We start from the raw sequence: 23,193 nt of genomic DNA on the forward strand, positions 1-23,193 counted from the left end.
AATGTCCGAGAAGTATTAATAGTTATGTTGAAAGTGTTTCAAAATATAACGAACTGTTTTTACGTAGTTTTTTCTATATCTTTTGGAAATGCATGGTGGTAGATATTCATAAAATCAGCGCGAATTTCTTGCTCTAAATGTGTCGCTAATTCTGTAGGACAAAATATCATTACATGTAGAATTTGTTCCCCCGTCGCGCCACTAGAAATGTGGATATGTGGCTCTGAACCGGGGAGATCGACGCCGGCATGTTTCTCTATAACACTGTTATAGCGCCGCGCAACATCGATAAAGCTCTCACTATGGTGTTCAATTTTACTCGTAAGTTCAGGTAATAATGGGAATAAGTTGTCAAACCCAGGAACAATAATAGAAAAGCTATGGTAGACATACCTTTTCATGAAGTTTAGGTTTTTTACCGCGTAAGTGAAGAACATGCTGTTTGGCAAAGTGATCGTTTTGCCAGTGAAGTGATATTGGCCGTGATACAAGTCTATCTCTTGAATAACAGTCGCCATTAAGTTGTGCTCTATTACCTCACCACTCGTTTTGCCAACCTCAATCCAATCTCCGATTCTAAATGAACGAGAGCTAGCTCTTTGGATAGAACCAGTAAAGCACAGGATAATTTCTTTGGAGGCAACGACAATAGCGACGGCAATAGCCGTAACCGACAGTGCAAACTCACTGATTTCAGACTTCCAAACCAAAAACAACGTGATAACGATAATAGCAAAAGAACCATTTTTAGTTCTCGACATCCATTTACGCTGATCTTCAGATAAGAAAGCGACATCCCCTCGGATACCAGAAAGGGTCACTCGGCGAATGACTAAGATAACAAAGACGACCAGAAAGCTTAATAACAGTTTGTTTTCTAATAAGAACGCTATTACTTTTTGAAAATCTTCCATGGTCGCCTACTGCATAACTTTGTTTTCCTTAACGATAACGAATTGCAGTGTCTTTCGCAATTTGCACAATCACGTTTACTGCTAATTCCATTCCTTGAACGGTAATAAATTCATGAATACCGTGGAAATTATAACCACCAGTAAAGATGTTTGGACATGGTAGGCCCATAAACGATAATCGTGCTCCATCCGTACCACCACGAATCGGTTTGATGTTTGGCTTAACATCGCAAGCTATCATCGCTTGTTTAGCAATATCGATAATATGTGGATGTGGTTCAACCATTTCCTTCATATTAGAGTAGTTATCAGTGATCGTTAAAGTGACAAGTTTCTGTTTGCTACCTTGGTTAAATGTCGCGACCTTATCCTCCAGGTAAGCTTTTCGTCTCTCCAGACCTTCTTGCTCAAAGTCTCGCAAAATATAATGTAGCGTAGATTTCGGTACTGACATTTCTGCAGTTGTCAGGTGGAAGAAGCCTTCATAGCCTTCTGTCATTTCAGGCGCCTCTTCTGAAGGCATTTCTGCTTGGAATCGCGATGCGAAAGTCATGGAGTTCACCATCTTGCCTTTCGCCGTGCCAGGGTGAACATTGTTACCATGAAACGTCACCATTGCGGCGGCTGCATTAAAGTTCTCGTATTCAAGCTCTCCGACAGGTCCACCGTCTATCGTGTAGGCCCACTGTGCCCCGAACCTCTCAACATTAAACAAGTCCGCGCCACGTCCTATCTCTTCATCTGGGGTGAAGGCAATTTTGATGTCGCCGTGAGGGATATCTGCATTTTCGATCAGATACTCTACTGCAGAAATGATCTCTGCAATACCTGCTTTATTATCTGCACCTAAGAGCGTCGTGCCATCGGTAGTTATGATGTCATGCCCATGTAACTCATGAAGATCTGGATACTGTATCGGAGACAAGACTTCCTCGCCCTTACCCAAAGCAATATCACCACCTTGATAATTTTCTACTAGTTGAGGTTTTACGTTAGCTCCTGAAGCATCAGGGGCTGTGTCCATATGTGCAACAAAACCGATGGCTGGAACGTTGTAGTCAACATTGGAACGAAGTGTTGCCATTACATATCCGTTGTCATCTAGAACAACTTCATGCAGACCTAGTGATAAAAGTTCGTCTCTGAGAAACGCAGCGAATGTCGTTTGACCTTTTGAACTTGGACAACAACTTTGTGACGGGTCTGATTGCGTGTCAAACGTGACATAATTGAGAAACCGGTCGATAAGACTTGTCATTTTTTCACCTTACGTTCTTATGAATATTGGTACTCATCATACGTAAACTCATTGTCAGTAAATTGCGATGAATCAGTTTTATATAGATTGAGTGAGAAAAACGCCAATTAATATACGCCTATTACCCTACGCCCTAAATTTGATAGTTTGGGCTGATGACGATTAGAGACATTAGATAAATAATGAGTTTATAAATTACGTTTACCAATCTAAATGTGGGCTTACCTTATGACGGTCAATAAACATTACGTGTTTTCTCCAGAGGATCTTAGTGAGGCTACTGAAGTAGTTACAGAAAACACATCTCGGGAATCAGAAAGAGTTGAGTTAGTAAAAACGTTACAGAAAAAAGGTGGTTTTGAAGAACACTGATAGGGTTAAGATTATTAAAACGAGCAAAAAAAAGAGCACCTAGATAACTAGGTGCTCTTTTTCAAATTCTTTGTGTTTATCGGTTTATACCGATATCACGCTGCATGTGACCAGATAATTCGTTTGCGTAGTAAGTGTTCTCTACTTCGCCTTTACCGAACATAATGTCTAGTAAATGTGCAATCAATCCTTTGAAGTTAACCGCGTAGGTTTTCTTTTCCATAGAGGGTACAGCGATAGTTTCGATGTTCATTGCTTGTGCCATGATTGCCTCTCTTAAAAACTGGGTAACTCGTTGTTGTTGGTGACAATATTAGGCAAAAAAACGCTGTTTAAAAAATGACAAAATTTGGGCATTCGCATTAGTTATTCTAATAAAACAAGGCATTAACAACAGCCAGTTAATGTTATCCCAAAATGGTGACTACATAGTCACAATATGCTCGAATAAATGCATAAATAGCAAACCATATACGTAACAACAATATAGTTGTTGTATTATTGTTAAACAAAAAACCTCTTATAATTAAGAGGTTTTTTGATATTTGTCGTTAGCTATTCTTATCCACCATGTGAGGTTCGCGCTTTTCTCGATAGAGCGATGCAACCGTTGCTACGGTCATAGTCACAAGAATCACACTTAACGACACCCAGGTTGGAATTTCCCAAGCTGAACCTACTAATGCCATTTTCACACCGATGAAAATCATAATGAATGACAACGCTGGTTTTAAGTAAACAAAACGATTCATCATCCCCTCTAGTACAAAGTACAAAGAACGTAACCCAAGCAGAGCAAATACGTTAGCCGCTAGTACTAAGAATGGTTCTCTAGTAACTGCAAAAATCGCAGGAATTGAGTCTAGAGCAAACATAATATCCATAAACGCAATCACACCGATTACGACTAACATTGGCGTAAATACACGTTTGCCGTTTTCGATAATAGATAACTTGTTACCATGAAAATCATCTGTAACGGGCACTAGCTTTCTAATTACACGTTCAGGTAATGGGTTTACTTCATCCTCACCTGAGTCTTTAGCAAGCTTAATACCTGTCCAGATCAAGAACGCCGCGAACAAGTACATTACCCAATGGAACTCAGCAAGTAACTGAGCTCCAACACTGATCATGATTGCTCTTAAAACCAATGCACCTATAACACCCCAAAGCAGAGCTCTAGGTCGCAAATGTTCAGGTACTGCGTACTGGTGGAAGATAATTGCAAACACGAACAAGTTATCCACGCTCAACGATTTCTCTAATAAGTAACCCGTTAAGAAAGACACCGTCGCCTTTTCCGCAGTGTAATCACTTGCTGGAGCGTAAAAGTCCCAAAATAAGTAAATCGTTGCAGAAAAAGCAAACGCTAGTAGAAACCAAAACACACTCCATATCGCTGCTTTGCGTATAGAGATTTGACCACCGCGAGTTTGATATATGTCCAACGCAACCAAAGCTAGCGTTAATACAAAGAAAGAAACATAAATAGATGGGCTCATAAGTCCTCCAGGCGGAAGGACGAAGAGTATGGGTGTCGACCTTCCACAAACAAATACTTCACTCAGTAACAAAATACTGAGCATTTGATTGCGTTGGTCTCGTCAAAGCGCTGTCTGCGCTCTTATTTGCCGGATAAGCTCTAGACTTAACGAGATGACGACAAATAAACGGGTGACTACTCCCCAAAACGAGCGGATTGTATGCCTCAAATTTGAGGTTGTCTATCTTTTTTGTGGGCTAAAAACGAAAAAACCAGCACTTTCTTTTTATGCTGGTTTCACGTCTTGGTTTGTAAAGCTTGATTACGCTTTTACTTTATCCGTTGTTTTCTGGTTTGTTTCTTTCCAGTATTGAATACGACAACGATGAAGCTGTGCACGTCTCATTTTTTTCATGGTTAACTCCTTCTATACTTTACGCAATTCAAGTTACTTTTTGAATGTAACATTGAAATGACAGTCGTAAGACTATTGTGTGACAGTGTTAGAAAGCTGGGGAAAATCCCAAGTGAGCATGATTTGCTCTTTGTCACTTGTCATTAAAAGCGTTTCTGTTGCTAACGTATTCTGAATCTCATTTTTACGGATCCAGGTAAATAGTTTGGACTCAGAAATGGGATATAAGTTCAAAAATTCTATGAGTTTCTTATCGGCTATATGAGGTAAGTCCTGATTGATTAAATCTTCAACAATCAATTCCTTACCCGCTATTTTAACGCTTTTTAATTGGTAGCCGTCAGAACGTAGTAAGGTCTGCAGCCTGGTGTAATTTGTAACCGTCATTGGTATGAAAAAAGAGACTCGCGCTACTGACTGATTCACAACATCGATCTCAGCCACCATAGGAATGCCACGGTAGTTTGTGTCAAAACCACAAAAACGCTGATGTTCTATTTCAGCACAATCATATACATCGGACAGCGACCTAACCTGATTTAACTCACTTAATGGCAACTCTCCCATCACATAATGAGTTGGCCATGTAGTCATAGCAAAGCAGATAGAGGGAATCAGTAGTGATAACAACAATATTCTTAATTTCATCTCTCGATAATACCTATTATTTCTTTCTACGAACTCATCCCCCTATAACTCATCCCTAAGAATCCGTTATGTGAGCTTACTCTGACTTTGAGGCGTAGAGCATGAGAATGATGTGAAACCGCTTGAGGCAACTTATAGTAACCTCGGATTATTAGAACAACGGAATGAGCATGAAACATAAGACCCTACTTGCTTGTATGCTGTTGGCTTCGCCATCGCTATTTGCATCACCCTACTTAACCATCTCTACCTCCACAACGAGCAGAGACTATCCACTAGACCCTACAACACCATTAGTCGTCACTCTTAATAAAGATAAGTATCAGCTCGATATCAGCGCTATAGACACGCTCTGCAATAATGAGCTGCCCAATAAGGTTAAGTTCAACACTCCAGTTCCTCTACTATGCGGCAAAATATCCACTTTGCCTTTGAACATTAGGTTCACCGGAGACTACGCCTTTATCTACGATGAAAAACTTCACACGTTGACCTTTAAACGACAACCTAAAAAAGTGGCTAAAACTGAGTTTAAACGTCCAATACCAAATGTTAAGTGCGAACAGCTCCCTAACCAACTCCAGACTATTGATCTAGGAAGCTCTTACCCCGATGGGACACAGTTGAAAGATGTGTTTTCAGGTTCAGTAGTCACTGTACATAATGGTCAAGTCTCACTACAACCAAACGCATCGAGTGGCGGTCTAACCTTGTTAGAGTCAGTTAAATCAGTCCAATCGAACACCAAGTTCGATTATAGAAACGCCAACATCTATTTCGTCATGGTCGATCGTTTTAAAGATTCCAACCCGGAGGCAATACAACCTTATGGACGTCAAAAAGATGGTAAAGATGAGGTCGGGACATTTCATGGTGGCGACTTAAAAGGCGTCACTGAAAAGCTAGATTATATTAAAGCGCTTGGTACCAACGTGATCTGGCTTTCTCCCATCGTAGAGCAGGTACATGGTTTTGTTGGGGGTGGCGATAGCGGATCGTTTCCATTTTATGCCTATCATGGTTATTGGGCTCGCGACTTCACCAAAATTGACCAGAGCTTTGGTAATGATAATGATTTGAAGCAGCTTGTTTCTGAAGCCCATAAGCGTAGGATAAAGGTTTTGTTGGACGCTGTCATTAATCATCCAGGCTATTCAACACTTGCCGACCTCCAATTCGACGACATTGATGTTGCCAAAGCTACCAATGTACTTCCAAAGACCTGGACAAAATGGGCACCTAAGAAAGGTGAAAATTGGCACAGTTATCACATCAATATAAATTACAACTCACACCATTGGGCTGATTGGTGGGGACCTGATTGGGTAAGAACTGGTCTACCTGGCTACGATAAGCCAGGCTCTAGTGACACAACCTTGTCCCTTGCAGGTCTGCCAGATTTCAAAACAGAATCGAATAAAACCGTTCAACCACCAGAGTTTCTATTAAATAACCCAGGCACACGAGTAGTCGCTAGAGACAATTATACCGTGGCGGACTACTTAATCGAATGGCAAACTGATTGGGTTAAACGCTTCGGTATAGATGGATATCGAGTTGATACCGTCAAGCACGTTGAAGGCGAGGTCTGGAAAAGACTCAAAGTTGAAGCAACGTCTAGTCTTGAGTTATGGCGTTCAAAAAATAACGTTGAAGGACAGCCTTTCTGGATGATGGGTGAAGTATGGGGGCACAGCGCCTACAGAAGCCCCTACTTTGATGATGGGTTTGATGCTTTAATTAACTTTGATATGCAAAAGAAGCTCGACAAAGGCGCTGCATGCTTTAGCCAGATGGCGGACACTTATCAGCATTACGCTGACTCCATTCAAAGTTCACCTGATTTCAATCCAGTAAGCTACATGTCTTCTCATGACACAGAATTGTTTTTTAGCCGCTTTAAAGATTATGACATGCAACGAAATGCGGCCAACGCCCTGCTACTAAGCCCTGGCGCGATTCAAGTCTACTACGGCGATGAGGTGGGAAGAAACATCGGTCCTTATGCAGATGATTTCCATCAAGGTACTCGCTCGGACATGATTTGGGAGCTTTCAAATGATAAGCAAAAGCTGTTGAAGCATTGGGAAACAGTTGGACAATTTAGAGATCGACACCCAGCCATAGGTGCAGGAAAACATACGGTATTACCGAATGACAACGCTTACGTATTTTCAAGAGAATTAGGCGACGACAAAGTCGTCATCGCCTATTTTGGAAAGTAACAGCTAGAGCCATTCAATCAAGAGTTCTTAGGCCAATAAGCCTAAGAGCTCATTTATATCCCCCTTCTATCAAAGGTTCATCTAGCTTTAGTCTAATTCGATTACGTTGAATAGCTTCTGGCGGCAAACTGATAAACCCATATCGATTGAGCACTGGTTTCTGCTCTTCAGACAACGTTAAGCCAATAAAGAACTCTTCTTGCTCATTAAAATACTCTCGATTCGGAGGTAGATTTAGATACATGTAGTAAACGCTAGCTAGCGGATAACGTCCAGACAATATCGTTTCTTTATTGACATCATAAGACTCACCAAAACGGTTGGTGACTTTTAAAATATTGGTATCTTTCAGTTCATCACTATAAACGGTATAACCGAGCGCCCCTTCCTCACCGGAAATTTCATTTAAAAATGTTGGTTTGTCAGACACAAAGTGCGTCGCAACGTATTCGTCATCTTTACATGTCACCCAACTTGAAAACTCCTTGTGCATTACTAATTGATTGTCGATAGCAAAAGGAACCATAGGGATAGTACTCTGTCCATTACCGTCCGCCCACCTCACCACATCTGGTTGTGAATGGCAGCCAAAGACTCGTTTTAGCTCCGCCACAGAAATAGATTGGGTTTGATTACTTTTATTAGCGACAATTGCTATCACATCAGCCGTAAAGAACAACTCCGTTGGCTTATAACCATGTACTTGAACAAATTTTGCCACCTCTCTGTCTTTCCATTTACGAGAGCTAATTCCCATGGCAAGTTTGTTATTGGTGATGCTATAAGGAACATCAGCACTACCCTTAACAGTGATATCTAATTGCTTTGCTTCAACTAATGCCTGCATTAACGGGACTAAGTTGTGCTCAACCGCAACAATAGAAGGCGGTGTCATTTTCTGCTCTGCTAGGGCGAACGGAGAAACTGCCATGCTACCGATAATTACCATACTCAGTTTATTCACTGGGAGCCTCCACCTTAGTCGCACTGCTTAAGTTTTTTTCCGAAGTAAAGATATCCCACTCCTCGGTTACTTTCATTTCAGGGCGATAAAAAACCGCTATCGTTCGACGCTTACGTTTATGAAGCTGTTCTGTGTAATACGTTGTTTGCGTGAACTCCTGCTCCGAAATGCGTTCTGATTCAATACCCATTCGCTCAAGCTCATTACGGATTGCACCAGTGCGTCGCTTAGCAAGCGCTTTATTGTAAGTATCTGTTCCTTCTGAGCTCGTATCCCCTATTAGAACCACGTTGGAGTTAGGGTATTGCTCCAACATATCGACAAGTCGCTTCACTTTAGACGTCTGGTCGGAACGTAATTTTGATTTATCGAAATCAAAGTCAACACTTACAACCACTGGTTTGTCGGAAATTTGCCAATCTGCGCAGCCAGTATTGTCGACCGCAACATGCTTGGGAGTATCAAGGCATCGGTCTCTTTGATTAATAACGCCATCTTGGTCTTGATCACGTAAATCATCAATTTGATGTCTATTAGTTTGAACGTTTGGAGATTCAGCACAACCAATAAGTAAAAAAGGAAGAAGCCCCATGATAAATAATCGCTTCATTACGACTCTCCTTCTTTTTGCCACTCGTCTGGATGTTCAACACGTAATGCATACGTCAGCACGCCCATCGCGTTTAGTAGTCGATATGCAGCAAAGGTGCGATCATACTTACTTCGGATATAGTTTTGTCTAGCAAGAAAGACCTCTACTTTGGCATCCAAGACATCAAGCAGACTGCGTCGTCCTACATTGAATTGCTGGATGTAACCAAGTTCAGCAATTTTTGCCGCATCGACATTTTGTTGGAGCAGGCGAATTTGTTGTTCCAACATTGAGTACGCATTCCACGCTAGTTCAGTACCCTCTCTTACTTCACGTTCAGTTCGTACTCTTATGGCACGTGCCTCCTCTAAACGCCACGCCGAAGACTCCACTCGTGCATTGGTTGAAAAGCCACTGAAAATATCGTAATCCAGCGTCACCATGGCGCGCATATCTTCATCTGGGCCCACTACGTTTCCTACGTTACGATTTTTGTTTGCATGCAGCTCCAATTTAACTTCCGGATAATAATCGCCTTTTTCACGTCGAATCTCTTGCCTTGCGGCGTCCATATCAATCATTGCAGCTTGAATCTCAGGATGGTTATCAACTGCTTGCTGAATCGCTGTATCAAGGGTGCTTGGGAGCAATCCACTGTCGAATTTTGGAAAGACCAATTCGCTTCCAGGCTTGCCTACTAAGCGCAAAAACTGTGTTTTCAAATCATAGAGGTTGTTTTGAGCCGATATTTGAGATGACTGAGCCGTCGCGACACGTGCTGAGATCTGTGCTAAATCTGAATTACTTGCCAACCCTTTCTGTTTTTTGTCTAACACGTCTTGATATATTTCTTGGTGCTCAAGCACATTCCTATTAGCCAATTGCAGTAACGTTTCTGCTTCTAATAGCTCCAAATATATTCTGACAACATCAAGCGATACATTTTCAGCCCTTGAAATCAGGGTTAGACGCTCAGCTTCAGCCTCATAGCCAAGGCGTTTTACATTCGCACTAGTACCGAATCCATCAAATAACAGCTGCGATACCCGAACGCCTAATTCGGTTCGGTTTAGTCGCCTATCATCTGGGTCGATATAATTACCGTTGTTATAACGAGTCTCTTCAACACCTGCCGCAGCATACAGATTTACTTGCGGTAAGCGATAACCACTGGCTGCATCACCATCTCTAATTACCGATTGATACCTAGAGTACTGGGCAAGTACTTCTGGACTATAATCGATTGCAAATGCTACTGACTCTTCTAGTGAGATCGCGTGAGCTTGAGATGCAAACGCCACACACATAGACAGCATGAGCTTTGAACAACGCATACTTTTTCCTTGTCGTTATTATCGTTCTCGTAAAGAGTTCTGTTTCGCTCTCAGTATTGGTTTTAACCAATAACTCAAAACTGTTTTTTCCCCGGTTAAGATGTCCACTGCTGCCTGCATCCCAGGAATGACTGTAAAGGATTTTTGTTCGAGTGCTTGCTGATCCAGTTCAATGTGAGCTCGATAGTAAGCCGCACCATCCTCAGTTTGCAGCGCATCGGCACTGACATATGTCACTTTGCCTTTTTGTCCACCATATATAACAAAATCATAGGCCGAAAATTTAACTGTTGCCTCCAAACCTACTGAAATAAAAGCAATATCTTTTGGAGCAATCTTGGCTTCTACGATCAAGGCCGAGTTTTTTGGCACTAATTCCATAATGGGTTCTCCTGGACGAACGACACCACCAATGGTTCGAACGAACACATCTTTAACAGTTGCATCGACAGGAGAGGTAATTTGAGTTCTTCGAAGTTGGTCAGCAATTGCTTGTCGGCTTTCATTAAGTTGGGCTAACGTTGCTGAAACTTCATTGAGTTGTCCTTGCGCTTTAGTTCTGAAGTTGAGAGCGATACCACGATGGTCCGCGATTGCTTCTGAATACGCGGCACGTTGTTTTTGAGCAGACACTTTTGCACTCGATAAGTCGCCTTCCAATCGTATTACGTCGCGGTTGAGTTTCAAAAGTTCCACTTCAGCGACCGCACCGCTTTCCACAACAGACTTAAGAAGATCACGCTCTTTTCTTACAATGGTTAGGCTGCTCTGCAATGTACGGACACTAGACTGGGTATCACTGTATGCTTGTGCCTGCTGTTCAATACGGAGCTTGGATTCTTCTAATTCAGATGTCACCTGTTCAAGTCGCTCATAGTAATTGGCCTTGGCATTAAACAACGCTGCACTTGAGTTATCATTAGTGACGATGTCGATAGGAGTAATAGTAACGCTCTGTTTGTTATCGACTTTTACAGATGCCAACTCAGCTTCTAATCTCACCTTTTGCGCACTTAGGCTATCAAATTGCTTACCAGATTCTTGAAACGAAGCCCGAAATCGAGTGTCATCCAAAACAGCTAACGGTTGACCCTTAATAACCGAATCCCCCTGCCTGACAAGAATATTCTCGATCAACCCTCCCTCTAAGGATTGTATTGTCTGAACCGATTGGCTTGGTACCACAGAGCCTTCTCCAACGACTACCTCGTCAAGGGTTGCCCATGCTGCCCAGGCAACAATAACGACCACCAAGACTGCAATTATCCAAATGAGTTTTCGTGAACGGTAAGCCAATTGACGATTATTCCATTCGATGTGACTAGTGCTCATGATTACCTCCTTTTACGACAGAGATATTCTTTACTTTATGTTTGCTAGACCTACGCTCGAAGATTTCTTTTGGAGTGCCCTCTAAAACAATCTTTCCTCTCTCAAGGACGAGCACACGGTCACACAACGCCAAAAATGACTGTCTATGAGAACTAATCACCATGGTGATATCTTTGGGCATCCTTAACAGCGCTTGATAGAAGCGTTGCTCTGCTTGACTGTCCAGAGCACTAGTTGGTCCATCAAGAGCAAGCAGTTTTGGTTGACGATATAATGCACGTGCTAAAGCGACGGCTTGTCGTTGTCCTCCGGACAAGTTCCGTCCACCTTCTCCTACCTGCGTTTCTAACCCATTAATCAAACGTGGCATATAATCGTTTAGACCGGAGAACTGAATAGCATACGCTAGTCTTTTCTCATCAAACTGAGTATCGCCAAAGGTGATATTTTCGAACACAGACCCGAAAAACAGCACGCTATGTTGAGCTACCCAGCCCGTCGTTTCACGAAGGACACTATGCGGCCATAATTTTGAATCCAACCCCTCAAAATACACCTGACCACTGCTAGGAGCATATTGTTTTAACAGTAAAGACATCAACGTCGATTTACCCGCCCCCGCAGCACCGACTATGCCAACCCGCTCTCCTGCCTGGATTTCAAGATCAATGCCAGAAAGAACTTCAGACTGCATTTCGGGATAAATAAACCCAACATTATCGAGTTTAATTCTCCCTTTAAACGTTCCCCTTTCTAATACCTGATGATTGGTGTCCTCTTGAGGCAAACTCATGATTTGGTTTAGCCCTTCCATTGCAGTTTTCGACTGCTGATATCTCAGCATCAGCATTGATAACTGATTAATTGAACTTCCAGCTCTACCACTAAGCATGACAATGGCGATGAGTCCTCCCATCGTCAGTAGCCCCTCCGAAATCTGATAAACACCAAACACAATAAGTGACACCGTCACTACCTGTTGACTAGATTGAATGCTATGTGAAATGATATTGGTGTAGGTTCTTGAGCGGGTTTGCCAAGTAGAAAGCGATGCGACAACTTGCTCCCAACGCTTTTGGAGTAATCCTTGAGCGTTATTTTGTTTTATTTCGGAAAGCGCGTTTAGGCTTTCTATTAACTGTGCTTGACGCTGAGTTGAGAATCGAGAGGTTTCTTCAAGCGTACTTTCCACTTTGCACTTCATAGCAATACTAATAGTGACCAGTAACAACATAACCCCCATAGGGATCAGCATCATAGCTCCACCCAACCAACCGATTAGCACCAAAAACAAGACCGTAAATGGTAAATCGACCAAGGTCACTAACGTCACTGAAGTCAAAAACTCTTTGACTGAATCAAAGTCTTGAAGCTGTCTCGAAAACGCACCAACCGATTGAGGACGGTTTTCCAACTTCATGCCCATTGTTTTACTGAATAGTTGCGAGGAGAGTTTGTTGTCAACATAGCGACTAGCCATATCGGTTACTGAACTGCGTGAATCCTTTAGTATCCAATCAAACACAATAACAATAGCGACGCCGGCAGATAATACCCATAGCGTATTAAAGGCCTGATTAGGTACCACTCGATCGTAAACGTTCATCGTAAACAGAGGCACGACAAGAGCTAGGACATTAATAACAAAAGAAGCGACTAGGAGATCACGATACCATGGCTTTACTTCTTTGAGCGTCATTAACAACCAGTGTGTAGGAGTTCGCTGTTTTAAATCCTCAGCACGTTGATCGACTTTACTGGCTGCGTTGATTTGCCATAAAGGCTTGTCAACACGAGTTCTGAACTCTGAAACATCAACCGTTGATTGTTGAAAGTCATTCGCCACCTCAAGATACGTAACTTGCTGCCCGTCTATGCATGTAATAATTAACGGGGTTCGTTCTTTACTTTCGATGACAACACACGGCAAAGAGGCTTTGGTAAGCTCGTTAGTCGACAGCTCCATAATATCAATTTCATGTCGTTCCAATGCTCGAACAAACAAACTTTCTGATAGCTTACCGTCATCTAGAGGTAACCCTGATTTTATTTTTACTGGATGACAACGTACTTCAAAATGCCGACATAGCCATTGAACCGCTTCTAACCAATTATCCTTATTATTTCTCTCCACCGCATGTCCCTACTGCTTAAAGCGACCTATGACAAAATTAAGTTCTGGTCGTCTATCATTTTTTGGATTATGTCGACCTCTGCGACACCTGAGGTGCTCGTTCCACCATATAAACTGTCTAACGTTGTATTTTCTAAAACGATATGGTGTTTAACATTAGTTCCATCTGGCTTGATGTCGATTCGCACGTTAGCTCCGTCTTGAATCAGGTCCATCTGTTGGTCAGCCTGAGTCGCTGTTGATACGCCTGACAAAATACCACTGAGGTCTATAGAGTCTGTATTTATCCCTGTGTCAAAGTCTTTTATCGTATCTGTATGTCCAATGATTCCCAATTCATCAGCACCAAAATAGAATGTGTCGGCCCCCAAACCACCGTACAGAGTGTCACTGCCATTACCACCATCGATAAAGTCATCCCCACCTCTTCCGTCAAAAGTATCGGCTTTATGAGTTCCTAGAAAACGGTCGTCTTCGGAAGCGGCAGTTGCACTGTCATTGATAGCAGTGTCATCGTCATACAATGTGATTTGGAGCTCTGTGCTTAAACCGTCTGCCGTATTTCCATTTAGTTCTGCACTCGGCTCAAGGGTTAAGGTGAAATCCAATGGATTACCAGTTGGTATGGCTGGATAACCAGTGATTGATAGGTCAGCTACATCCGCCAAATCAACGATCCAATCGTTTCCGCTTGCCTGGCCTTTGGATAGGGTAATGTCTGTTGGTCGCCCAATAATGGTAAGTGTTCCTGTCTCTGCATCCGCAGGGTTAACCAAAGACATACTCAGACCTAATGGTATGTTACCTTCCGCACTCGAATATATGGCGTCGTACTCAAGAGTTAGAATCGGCTCGTCTGGTTCAGGCGTTATAGATAGGTGAACCGTATCCTGCTTAATTGGTCCGGGGTCATAAACTCGATTGCCCAGTACTGTGTTTTGATCTAACGTATCCGCGGTGATGGTCATATCCATTTCGCCAAACGCGTTGCCAGCAAACAGTTCAATACTACTGATGGAACTTGCGCCTACGATTATTGTTGCCGTTGCTATATTACCCACTTGGACAAATTTGGCAGTTTTTCCATCGATTCGAATACTTTCTATTCCATCAATGGCATCCGGATCAGTCGTACCTTTAACGGTTACCACTATCGTTAGAGACTCATCACTGTTGGTCTCAAGGCTGGTGATCTCTACGGGAATTTCAATAACGGCATCTTCATCTCCTGATACCGATTCTGGTAACCCAAAGAATTCAATATCATCACCAACGGGTTTAACACCCAGAGTAAAACTGGATTCCGTAACCCGAGTATCATTAGTAGCCAGTTCTTGTGTAATGGCCTTGAGTTCTAATGGAATATCACCACTGAAATCAAGTGAAGGTAAGATGTACGTGTCATTGAGAGTCGCTACATCTAACTGCCACTCATAAGTAGGTGAGCCATTGAAAGAGCCGCCATCTAAACCGTTGTTAGGGAGTAATTGATAGCTCGAACCAGATTTAATCACTACCACCGCCCCTTCGGGCACTCCAGAGACGCTCAGAGACATGTTTTCCGATCCATCTTTGTCAATCAGATCAGCGTCTAGCGCAGCAAGAGATATATAACTATCTTCGTCCCCTAAGATGTCACTAGTCACAAGGTCGGCGGGATCCACAATAGGGTTGATGGAGATGACCTTCGTTACCGTTTTAGTTTGTGTATCAGATTCCGCAAGACAGTCGGTTTTATCGGTAATCGACACACTAGCAGTTAATGACAAGTCACCACTGTAATGTTCTGGCGGTACAAGCTTCACATCAGGTAGTTTGGTCACATCAGTCAATGTCCATGAGCCATCGCCATTGTCCACCAGCCAACTCGGGTTACCATCTGCAACAATTTGAGCTCCGTTGGAAACGGCTATCGTGAAGGAATTAACGGTTTCTTTACCAGTCGCAGAATCCCCTTCACCTACCACAGTCTGACCAAATTCGATTGAATCCCCCAATATCAACGTAAGGCCTATATCTGTCGTTACGTCTTCATCAATATCCGTAAATGCAGTAGACAAAATAATTTCATCTACCACAGGTCGAATTTCGATATTGATAGTTTGACTGGTCGTTAAAGAAGCCCCATCACAAGCCGAAGTTTCTGTCGTTTCAACAGTAAAAGATAAACACCCAGCAAAGTCCTCATCTAAGCCTTTAATTTGCAAATTACTTAAGCCGCTCTGGCTTATGGAATAGCCGACTAGCTCTCCGTCATCGTCATATACTGGAATAACACCATTGCCCTGTAGTTCAACATCATCAGGTAATGACGAGGAAGGAACATAAAATGAAATATCGTTGTTTGGGTCACTCGCGATGTCAGGATTGAGAAGGCCCGATAGATCGAGTATTTCGGTCCCTTCATCAAACTCGATATCGTCACTGGCTTCAATTTCACCAGGAGGACCGACAGGGTCACAAGGTTTTCCACCACCGCCACTATGCCCGGTAATTTGTATTTGGAATACCCCATCAATGTATTTGGCGTCTTCGCCGTCGATCACTCGAGCTCGAACCACTATATCTAGCACCGGTGTATCCACATTGCTCTCTATTGACACACCATCGAGAATAAACTTGGATAGCTCTTGTACACTCTCACTCGTTAACCCTTGTGCAGAAATAAGCCAGTTGCCATCTGGCGTTTGTTGAGGTTCATTACCGGTACTCTTTACCACTAGGTCATAGCCATCAGGTATTTCTAATATGATGTAATCTAGATATTCTGATCCGTCGATGTCTTCTTCAACAAATTTAACCGCTGCGGAAACATCCACTGGTGACCCGTCATCACTAGTAAACAAGTCGACAGACGTTTCCAAACGAGTATCGATCTCAACTCTTGCGTCTACAACAACGGTTAAATTACCTGAAATCATTTTAACGCTTGTAGCGCCCAATCCTGATGTATCCGTTACCTCATAACGAATAGGAATTGAGAACGTTCCACTTAAATCTTCTGTTGCGACAACACTTAGTCGCCCGCTGTTTAGTAAGCTATCTAAAGTAGGTGTTGTAGAGTCTAGTAGGGTTTCAAGGTCCAATCCTGATGAAGGTATGGTAATCGCCGCGCCGTCAAAATAGAGCGTGAGGTCATTGGGCACTGAATCAATATAATACCCTGTCAGAGATTCACTCTTATCGTTATCTCCACTTATTTTAGGCTCTAGGTCCAGAGCTATTTGAGCATCTTCAATACCAGAAGTACCTACAGATAATCCATCACTTTGATCAACGACGGGTAATAAATCAACTTGGATTGTGTAGTCGAACGAACCTGAGTCGCCGTCGGGCTCCGTAGAAATAACCGTCGCATCAAAAGTAAAACGGCCACTAAAGTCCTCCAACGGTTTTATGAACAGTGAAGCCAATTCACTATTACTTACTTGATAAATATTCCCCGATGTTGGATCAATTCCCGCGATAGTGAGTGCTACGGGATTGCCTGAACTATCTACGATTGATACATCATTAGGTACATTGGTTATTAGGATGTTGAGTGTTTCAGAGACATCATCATCGGTTGTAACAAACTCAAAATCCAGAGGGACTAAACCATCTTCAAGGAAGCTCCCGACAGTCGTGATAGTATTCGTACCGCTATCAAATCCCCAGTGACCATTGCCAGCATCCTGTGCGATTGGCTCATCTACGACGCCTTTCAGATGAATATTGATTGTCTGAGTTTCGCTGAAAGCTTCGTTATTTATTGGCGTCAACCCATCAATCGTCGACTCAATTGAAACGGCAGTAACCTGAATTGAGAGCGACTCGGTAACCGAGCTAATATCTTCTTTTGGTACCAAAAGTGCTTGCGAATTGGCAATAGCATCAGAATCGACACGATAGGTGTTAGCAGAGATTAATTGAAAGCCAGTCCCCGTAAATGACCACCCATCTTGGACGACAATATCGTATTTTAATGTTTCCGAGTCATCGGTATCGGTTAAATTACCAAATATGACATCTTTAAGATCAATCGTTTTATCTTCTAAACCTCGAATATCTTTTATCGTTAGCTCTGGTTCGTCGGCATCGGGAGAGACTTTAATTACTACTAAGTTGGAAATTTCCTCCGTTTTGTCGTCTGGAATTGAGAAGGTATTACCTTTCTCTGTAGCAATAGCTTTGATATCGAAACTAAACTCGCCCGCTAAATTCTTTTGAATCGTCACGGTCATATCGTCTAACTGGCTTTGCGTATAGCTCTTTCCTTCGGTGATTTTACTACCATCAAGCTTAATCGTTACGCCACTAGGTATGTTAGATATTTGATACGAAAGATTCTCAGAGGTGTCAGTATCTGTTAATTGAGCATCAACATTAAGAGCAAACGTTCGTCCAATATCTTCGGTTAGATTGTATTCAAATTGCGAACTCGCCCAGTCAGGGGCATCCGCGACGGGTAAAACCGAAACTTCGAGATTTGCACTAGTTACGTCTTCATCTGCAACTCCAGTTCTGGTTATGGTAGCCCCTACAACCAGTGCGACAATACTCCCAGTAAGCGTCGTGTTTGACTCATTAAGTTTTGGAACATAAGTCAAATTGCCATTAGGAACGAAATAATCCCCCGTAGCCTTAACAATTTGCCCACCCGATAAGGTGACCATTCCACTCCCATCAGGTGTCAACGCTACGTTCCCAAGATAGAGAGTACCACCTTGTAGGTTGCTAATCGTAATTTCACTGACATTTTCGTTCTGATCGAAGTCACCAACATAAACTTTGATATCTAAGCTAGCAGTTTCATCTTCACGGATTTCAGTATTGGCAACGCGAATAACCCCTGAAGAGTCATCCAGCACCAAAGATGCTGTGCTGGTGACGGTATCACCATCAAAATCAGTGACAATGAATTCGATGTCATCGATCAAAGCAGGAGTCGCATCGACATTATTATCGGTCGTTATGGTATACCGCCCATCAGAATACAAGCTAAACGTGCCGTAACTTGAATTAGAGTCGTACTGGTTAGTAAGGGTAATAACAACGGGTTCTCCCCCAGAGAAATCATAATCCGTGGACTCGTATTTAAATGAAGTGACCGTCGCACCATCAACACCCATCGCGGATGCACTTAACAGATTACCAGTAAATGTTTCTCCCTCAGTAAGCTCTAACGTGTTATCTGTTGAGGTCGGAATATCATCAGTGACAACGACCGTTAAATTAGTAGAGGCTGATTGGTCACCATCTGCATCGGTCGCAAAAACAGGGAAATCTACGTCAAGAGTGTTGGCACCGTTACCGCTTGGGTGATCAAGTGGCTTTGATAGGATAAATTCTGCAGACCCATCTACATTGAGCCGAATTCTAAACACTTCATCACCAGAATTCGCTTGTGTCCCAATAAACCAGTCGTTTATATCACGTGCAGCTAATACGATATTTTCTCCACCACTTTGGTAACCTGAACCGTTAAATGTTGCGATATCGACATCAAACGAAACGATGGTATCTGAACCTCGAATAAACGAAAGCGCTCCAGTATTTTTCACCTCTACTTCCGGTGATTCCGATAAGTTCGCCTCGTCGATCTCCAGTGATGTGGTAGAAATAGAAGGATCTCCCCCATCGTAGATTTTGACTGTAGATATTTCAGTCGTTTCAGTACCATCAAAATCTTTAGCAACAATAGGAAGCTTTATCGATAACTCATTTAGGCTTCCATCGTCACCGTGATCAATCTCCTTAAATACACGGAATGAAAGTTGGAAACTAGAGGTTAAGCCTGACGCAACCGTGTAATCGTTAGGTAACGCTGCTCGGAATACGACGACACCATTTTCATCAATACCATCAAAGGTTTTGTCTCCATTATCGCGCCAAAAAATACTTAGCCCATTGGTAGTAATTGGAGAGCCTCCACTATCGACGACTACATCACCGGCACTCACTCCTAAATCCACTTCGACAATACTATCGACAGACGCAGTTAAAGTGAGTGTGCCACTATCACTTGTTGACGTACCATCAGGCGCCTCACCTATTGGCAATTCAGTTACGGCTAAAGATGTTGAACCTAAATTTGCTTGTCCCGAATCACTAACGGAGACATTCAAAGTCAGTTTAGTTAAATCGTTATCAGAGTCTCTCGCTGTGACTACGAACGGGAGTTGCATAGGATCAGCGGTGTTATCAAGTTGCTGTTTGAGATCAAAGGTATAATCAACGGTACCTCCAGTCGTTGCGTCCGGAGCCACAAACGATAAAACAAAAACGATATTAGACACATCCCCAACATACCCCGTCAGAATCGAGCCTGAAGGACTTATGGTATAAAGCACTTCCTCGCCATTACTATAGACAAGAGGTTGTTCTGCCTTTAGAAAGTAAACAGAGGCATCATTTTGTTGGTTCGTATCTAGATCATCGGCACCAAGCCCTACTTCAAATTGTCCTGTTGCAGAAGCACTATTACTACTTACATCGGCTTCGGATACCGACGCATCACTATTTGACGTTAATACTGGATCGGAACCATCTTCTATTAGTAAAGTAAATTCCCCTGGCTGCAATTCTGTCCCATCAGTATCTTTTCCGCCTATCAACAACGGTAACTTCAATAAGTCATTTTTATTAGGGTGATTTAATGGACGTTCTAAGATAACTTCTATATTGCCAGTGACAAATGTCGCGTCGCCCGATGCTATAGAACCTGTCAAAGTGATAGTAAAAACCGTTTCACTACCTGATTTCGCCGTAATGACGGTTGAATCACCATTTAAGCTATAGTCCAAAGTCATTAAACTTGAACCGCTCGTTAGCGATAAACTATCGAGCAGATTAAGCGTGGAACTCTCGAAAAATAGGCTATCGGGGTCGGGATTGTCTGAGCCCGGAGCAACCGAAAACTGTGCATTAATTGTCTGCGGACGTAAATCAGCATCCGCTTCAATAAATGAAGTAGAACCGTCAGTAACATCTCCGGCCTCACCATCGCGAATAAATATAGTCGCGGTTGCCTGCCCAAAGTCGTTTTCTTGGTCCCCAGCGATATAGTCAAACTGAATTTTTGGGTTAGTCGAATCATCAAGATTTCTGCTGGCGGAAAAATTGTAGTGGCCATTAGCAAATACAGATAATTGACCTTCTGCCAAAGTTACAACAGTAGGAGTGCTACCATTGACAGCATATTCCACATTATCAATGGTTATTTGAGATATCAGTAACGTACCATCCAAGTCGATATCATTGTTCAGTACATTTCCAGATTTAACTTCACCTTCAGTAACAAAAGCGAAGTCATCAAATAGAAGTGGTTCAAGGTCGGCTATATTGATTGGTAAATGGCCAATGACAACTTCAGTAGTGCCATCAAGATCAGTTTGAGTACCTTGTATCAATATTGCGGTTTGAATTGCGTTTAAAGATGGGTCTTGGTCTATAACTTCTTTAAAGGCAATATTGACCGTTTCACCAGAAAGTGTTGCTTCAAATACCGTTTTTCCGTCACTGCGTATACCGGTTATTGACGTGTCAGTGATCGATAAAGTGATCGTCAAACCAGTGGAAGTTAATTGATCAATCAAAGATTGATCACTATAAAATTTAAAATCCGCTCCTTGAATTCTTACATCGGATTCTTGTTGTTGGTTACCAAAAATACCAATAATCGTATCTGAAAAAGCAACGGATTCGGGCAACACAATGGTGGGCATATCGTCAAGTGCAGTATTGCCTACCAAGTTCGATACTTTTGCATCGAGTGTCCATTCGGTACTCTTATCGAGTGCAGATATGTCGATGTTGCTGACAACCCACGCTCCCGAACTATCTACGTCTCCCAAGAACTCTAACGTAGTCGTCCCATCGCTTACTACGACTGTAACAGGCAAGCCTTCTTCTACGAGACTGGTTGTTCCTTGTAGCGTGGAAAGATTACCCGCTCGAAAAGAAAGAATATTGAATCCTTGTAGAGTATCAATATCAATAATCGGTTTAACCGTATCAATGACCGATGTATCCGATGCTGAGGCTGGGTTTCCGGCAATATCGACCGTAGACGCAATAACCGTAACAGAACCGTCATCGAATGATGAAAGATCAACACCTGTTATCGACCATTCACCGTTTACTATCGTCGCAGTTTGTTTTATCGGCTTCCCATTTAGTCCAGTAATCGTAATCTCGACCGTTTGACCATCTTCAACATCAGTGACTGTTCCCGAGATCGTCGAGGCTGTAATCTCATTCTCATTGATTGCACCATCAACATCCTCAAAAGAAACTGTAATTGAAGCTTGCGTATCCTTAATGATGGTATCTGTTGATGTTGCAGGATTACCGGCAATGTCGATAGTGGAAGCCTCAATGGTTAATACTCCGTCGACTAAACCTGTGACATCAAGTGTATTAACATCCCATACACCAACAGCATCAACATTTGAGGTCCCAGAAAGCGTATTGCCTTGCTCATCTGTTATAACCCAATTAATGGGCTGACCCGACTCAACATTAGTGACCGTTCCTAGATATACACTCGAACCTACCTCTTGAGCGTTCAAGTAATCGTCGCCGAATCCGTCAGCTTCCACTGTAATTCCCGCCAAGGTATCTTTAATGGTACCGTCATTGGCGGAAATACTATTTCCAAAGTCATCAGATATGACGGCTGTCACCACTAACGGACCTTCGACTAGCTCTGTTAACACCACGCCTGAAACAGAATATTGTTCATCCTGAGTAGTCGCTTGGGCTTGGACTGTGTTGCCATCTTGGTCGGTAATGGTTATCAGAACAACACGGCCATCTCGCACATCGGCAGCGCTACCTAGGATAGTGACATCTGGCACTTCAAATTGATTTTCGTAACCATCACCTCCGTCGAGAATCTGAACCGTTAATTGCGCCTGGTCTGATAGGATGTCGAGCGTTGTCGTTTCTGGCCTAGATTCTTGTGTATCGAATAATCCGGGTCGGGTATCAAACCCCGCTCGCGCAATGGTTTCATCCAAGGTTGCTTTCAGGGCGATGACAAAACCACCACTTTTGCTAGAACTGGATGAAATCGTATCTACAGTCCCTTGTGAATTAACGATGTTGTTAGATAAGTTATTTAAGGTTTGAGAAAGCTCACGTTCAATAGCAGCAATCTGAGTTTCAGATAACTGCACATCTTCCCCCAATTCCTGAATCTCTTGTCTAACAAGCTGAATTCCATCTAATAATTCCTCATCATCAGCTACTCGTTGCCACGAGCCGTCAGCGAATATTTTCCAAACCACATCGCCAAGCTGCATGTAAAGAACCGGGACCATAGTAAAAACCTTATGCGACACTAAGTTATTCATTAAGAATAGTATTTCTTACAATCTCTGCATGAAATGTTGTAAAAATAAGGCGTTATTCTCAGTTTAAATACTTATCAATATTCTTATCACTGCATTGATGACAAAAATTTTGGGCTAAAGATCGCATTTCCTACCGATAAACATTACGAACCTTGTCTATTTACTAGGCTATGTATGATGT

12 protein-coding genes are annotated in these 23,193 nt (G+C 42.5%); 1 reads left to right on the forward strand and 11 read right to left on the reverse strand.

Going from position 1 to position 23,193, the window contains the following annotated elements:
- Nucleotides 1-59: 59 nt before the first annotated feature.
- The 5 genes from HW45_RS10635 to HW45_RS10655 form a co-directional block, all read right to left on the reverse strand.
- Complete coding sequence (locus HW45_RS10635; protein ID WP_038226948.1) at nt 60-914, reverse strand: mechanosensitive ion channel family protein; 855 nt, start codon at nt 912-914, stop codon at nt 60-62.
- Nucleotides 915-942: 28 nt separating this feature from the next.
- Nucleotides 943-2,172: a peptidase T gene (gene pepT, locus HW45_RS10640; RefSeq protein WP_038226949.1), complete on the reverse strand. Its 1,230-nt coding sequence runs from the start codon at nt 2,170-2,172 to the stop codon at nt 943-945.
- Nucleotides 2,173-2,620: 448 nt separating this feature from the next.
- Nucleotides 2,621-2,809, reverse strand: a complete 189-nt coding sequence (locus HW45_RS10645; protein ID WP_006073603.1) for a hypothetical protein — start codon at nt 2,807-2,809, stop codon at nt 2,621-2,623.
- Nucleotides 2,810-3,095: 286 nt separating this feature from the next.
- Nucleotides 3,096-4,049 carry a TerC/Alx family metal homeostasis membrane protein gene (locus HW45_RS10650; RefSeq protein ID WP_006073600.1) on the reverse strand — a complete coding sequence of 318 codons (954 nt, stop codon included), beginning with the start codon at nt 4,047-4,049 and terminating at the stop codon, nt 3,096-3,098.
- 468 nt (nt 4,050-4,517) lie between these two features.
- The gene (locus tag HW45_RS10655; protein ID WP_038226951.1) at nt 4,518-5,093 is read right to left on the reverse strand and encodes a hypothetical protein; all 576 of its coding nucleotides are present in this window, start codon (nt 5,091-5,093) and stop codon (nt 4,518-4,520) included.
- 170 nt (nt 5,094-5,263) lie between these two features.
- Between HW45_RS10655 and HW45_RS10660 the strand changes: the two genes are divergently transcribed.
- Nucleotides 5,264-7,318, forward strand: coding sequence for an alpha-amylase (locus HW45_RS10660; RefSeq protein ID WP_038226952.1), 2,055 nt, complete (start codon nt 5,264-5,266; stop codon nt 7,316-7,318).
- Between the two features lie 49 nt (nt 7,319-7,367).
- Here the strand turns inward: HW45_RS10660 and HW45_RS10665 are convergent, their stop codons facing one another.
- The 6 genes from HW45_RS10665 to HW45_RS10690 are packed head-to-tail and all read right to left on the reverse strand — an operon-like array spanning nt 7,368 to nt 22,979.
- Nucleotides 7,368-8,267, reverse strand: a complete 900-nt coding sequence (locus tag HW45_RS10665; protein WP_038227741.1) for a PstS family phosphate ABC transporter substrate-binding protein — start codon at nt 8,265-8,267, stop codon at nt 7,368-7,370.
- Between the two features lie 7 nt (nt 8,268-8,274).
- Complete coding sequence (locus tag HW45_RS10670; RefSeq protein WP_038226954.1) at nt 8,275-8,892, reverse strand: OmpA family protein; 618 nt, start codon at nt 8,890-8,892, stop codon at nt 8,275-8,277.
- Nucleotides 8,892-10,208: a TolC family outer membrane protein gene (locus tag HW45_RS10675; RefSeq protein WP_038226955.1), complete on the reverse strand. Its 1,317-nt coding sequence runs from the start codon at nt 10,206-10,208 to the stop codon at nt 8,892-8,894. Before HW45_RS10675 ends, HW45_RS10670 begins: the two co-directional genes overlap by 1 nt.
- Before the next feature lie 18 nt (nt 10,209-10,226).
- On the reverse strand, nt 10,227-11,540 hold the full coding sequence (locus tag HW45_RS10680) for an HlyD family type I secretion periplasmic adaptor subunit (RefSeq protein WP_038226956.1): 1,314 nt from the start codon (nt 11,538-11,540) through the stop codon (nt 10,227-10,229).
- The gene (locus HW45_RS10685; RefSeq protein ID WP_038226957.1) at nt 11,530-13,674 is read right to left on the reverse strand and encodes a type I secretion system permease/ATPase; all 2,145 of its coding nucleotides are present in this window, start codon (nt 13,672-13,674) and stop codon (nt 11,530-11,532) included. Before HW45_RS10685 ends, HW45_RS10680 begins: the two co-directional genes overlap by 11 nt.
- A gap of 26 nt (nt 13,675-13,700) precedes the next feature.
- Nucleotides 13,701-22,979, reverse strand: a complete 9,279-nt coding sequence (locus HW45_RS10690) for a T1SS-143 repeat domain-containing protein (RefSeq protein ID WP_038226958.1) — start codon at nt 22,977-22,979, stop codon at nt 13,701-13,703.
- Between the last annotated feature and the right edge of the window lie 214 nt (nt 22,980-23,193).

This window comes from Vibrio sp. ER1A, from assembly GCF_000733315.1.
Classification (GTDB): domain Bacteria; phylum Pseudomonadota; class Gammaproteobacteria; order Enterobacterales; family Vibrionaceae; genus Vibrio; species Vibrio mediterranei.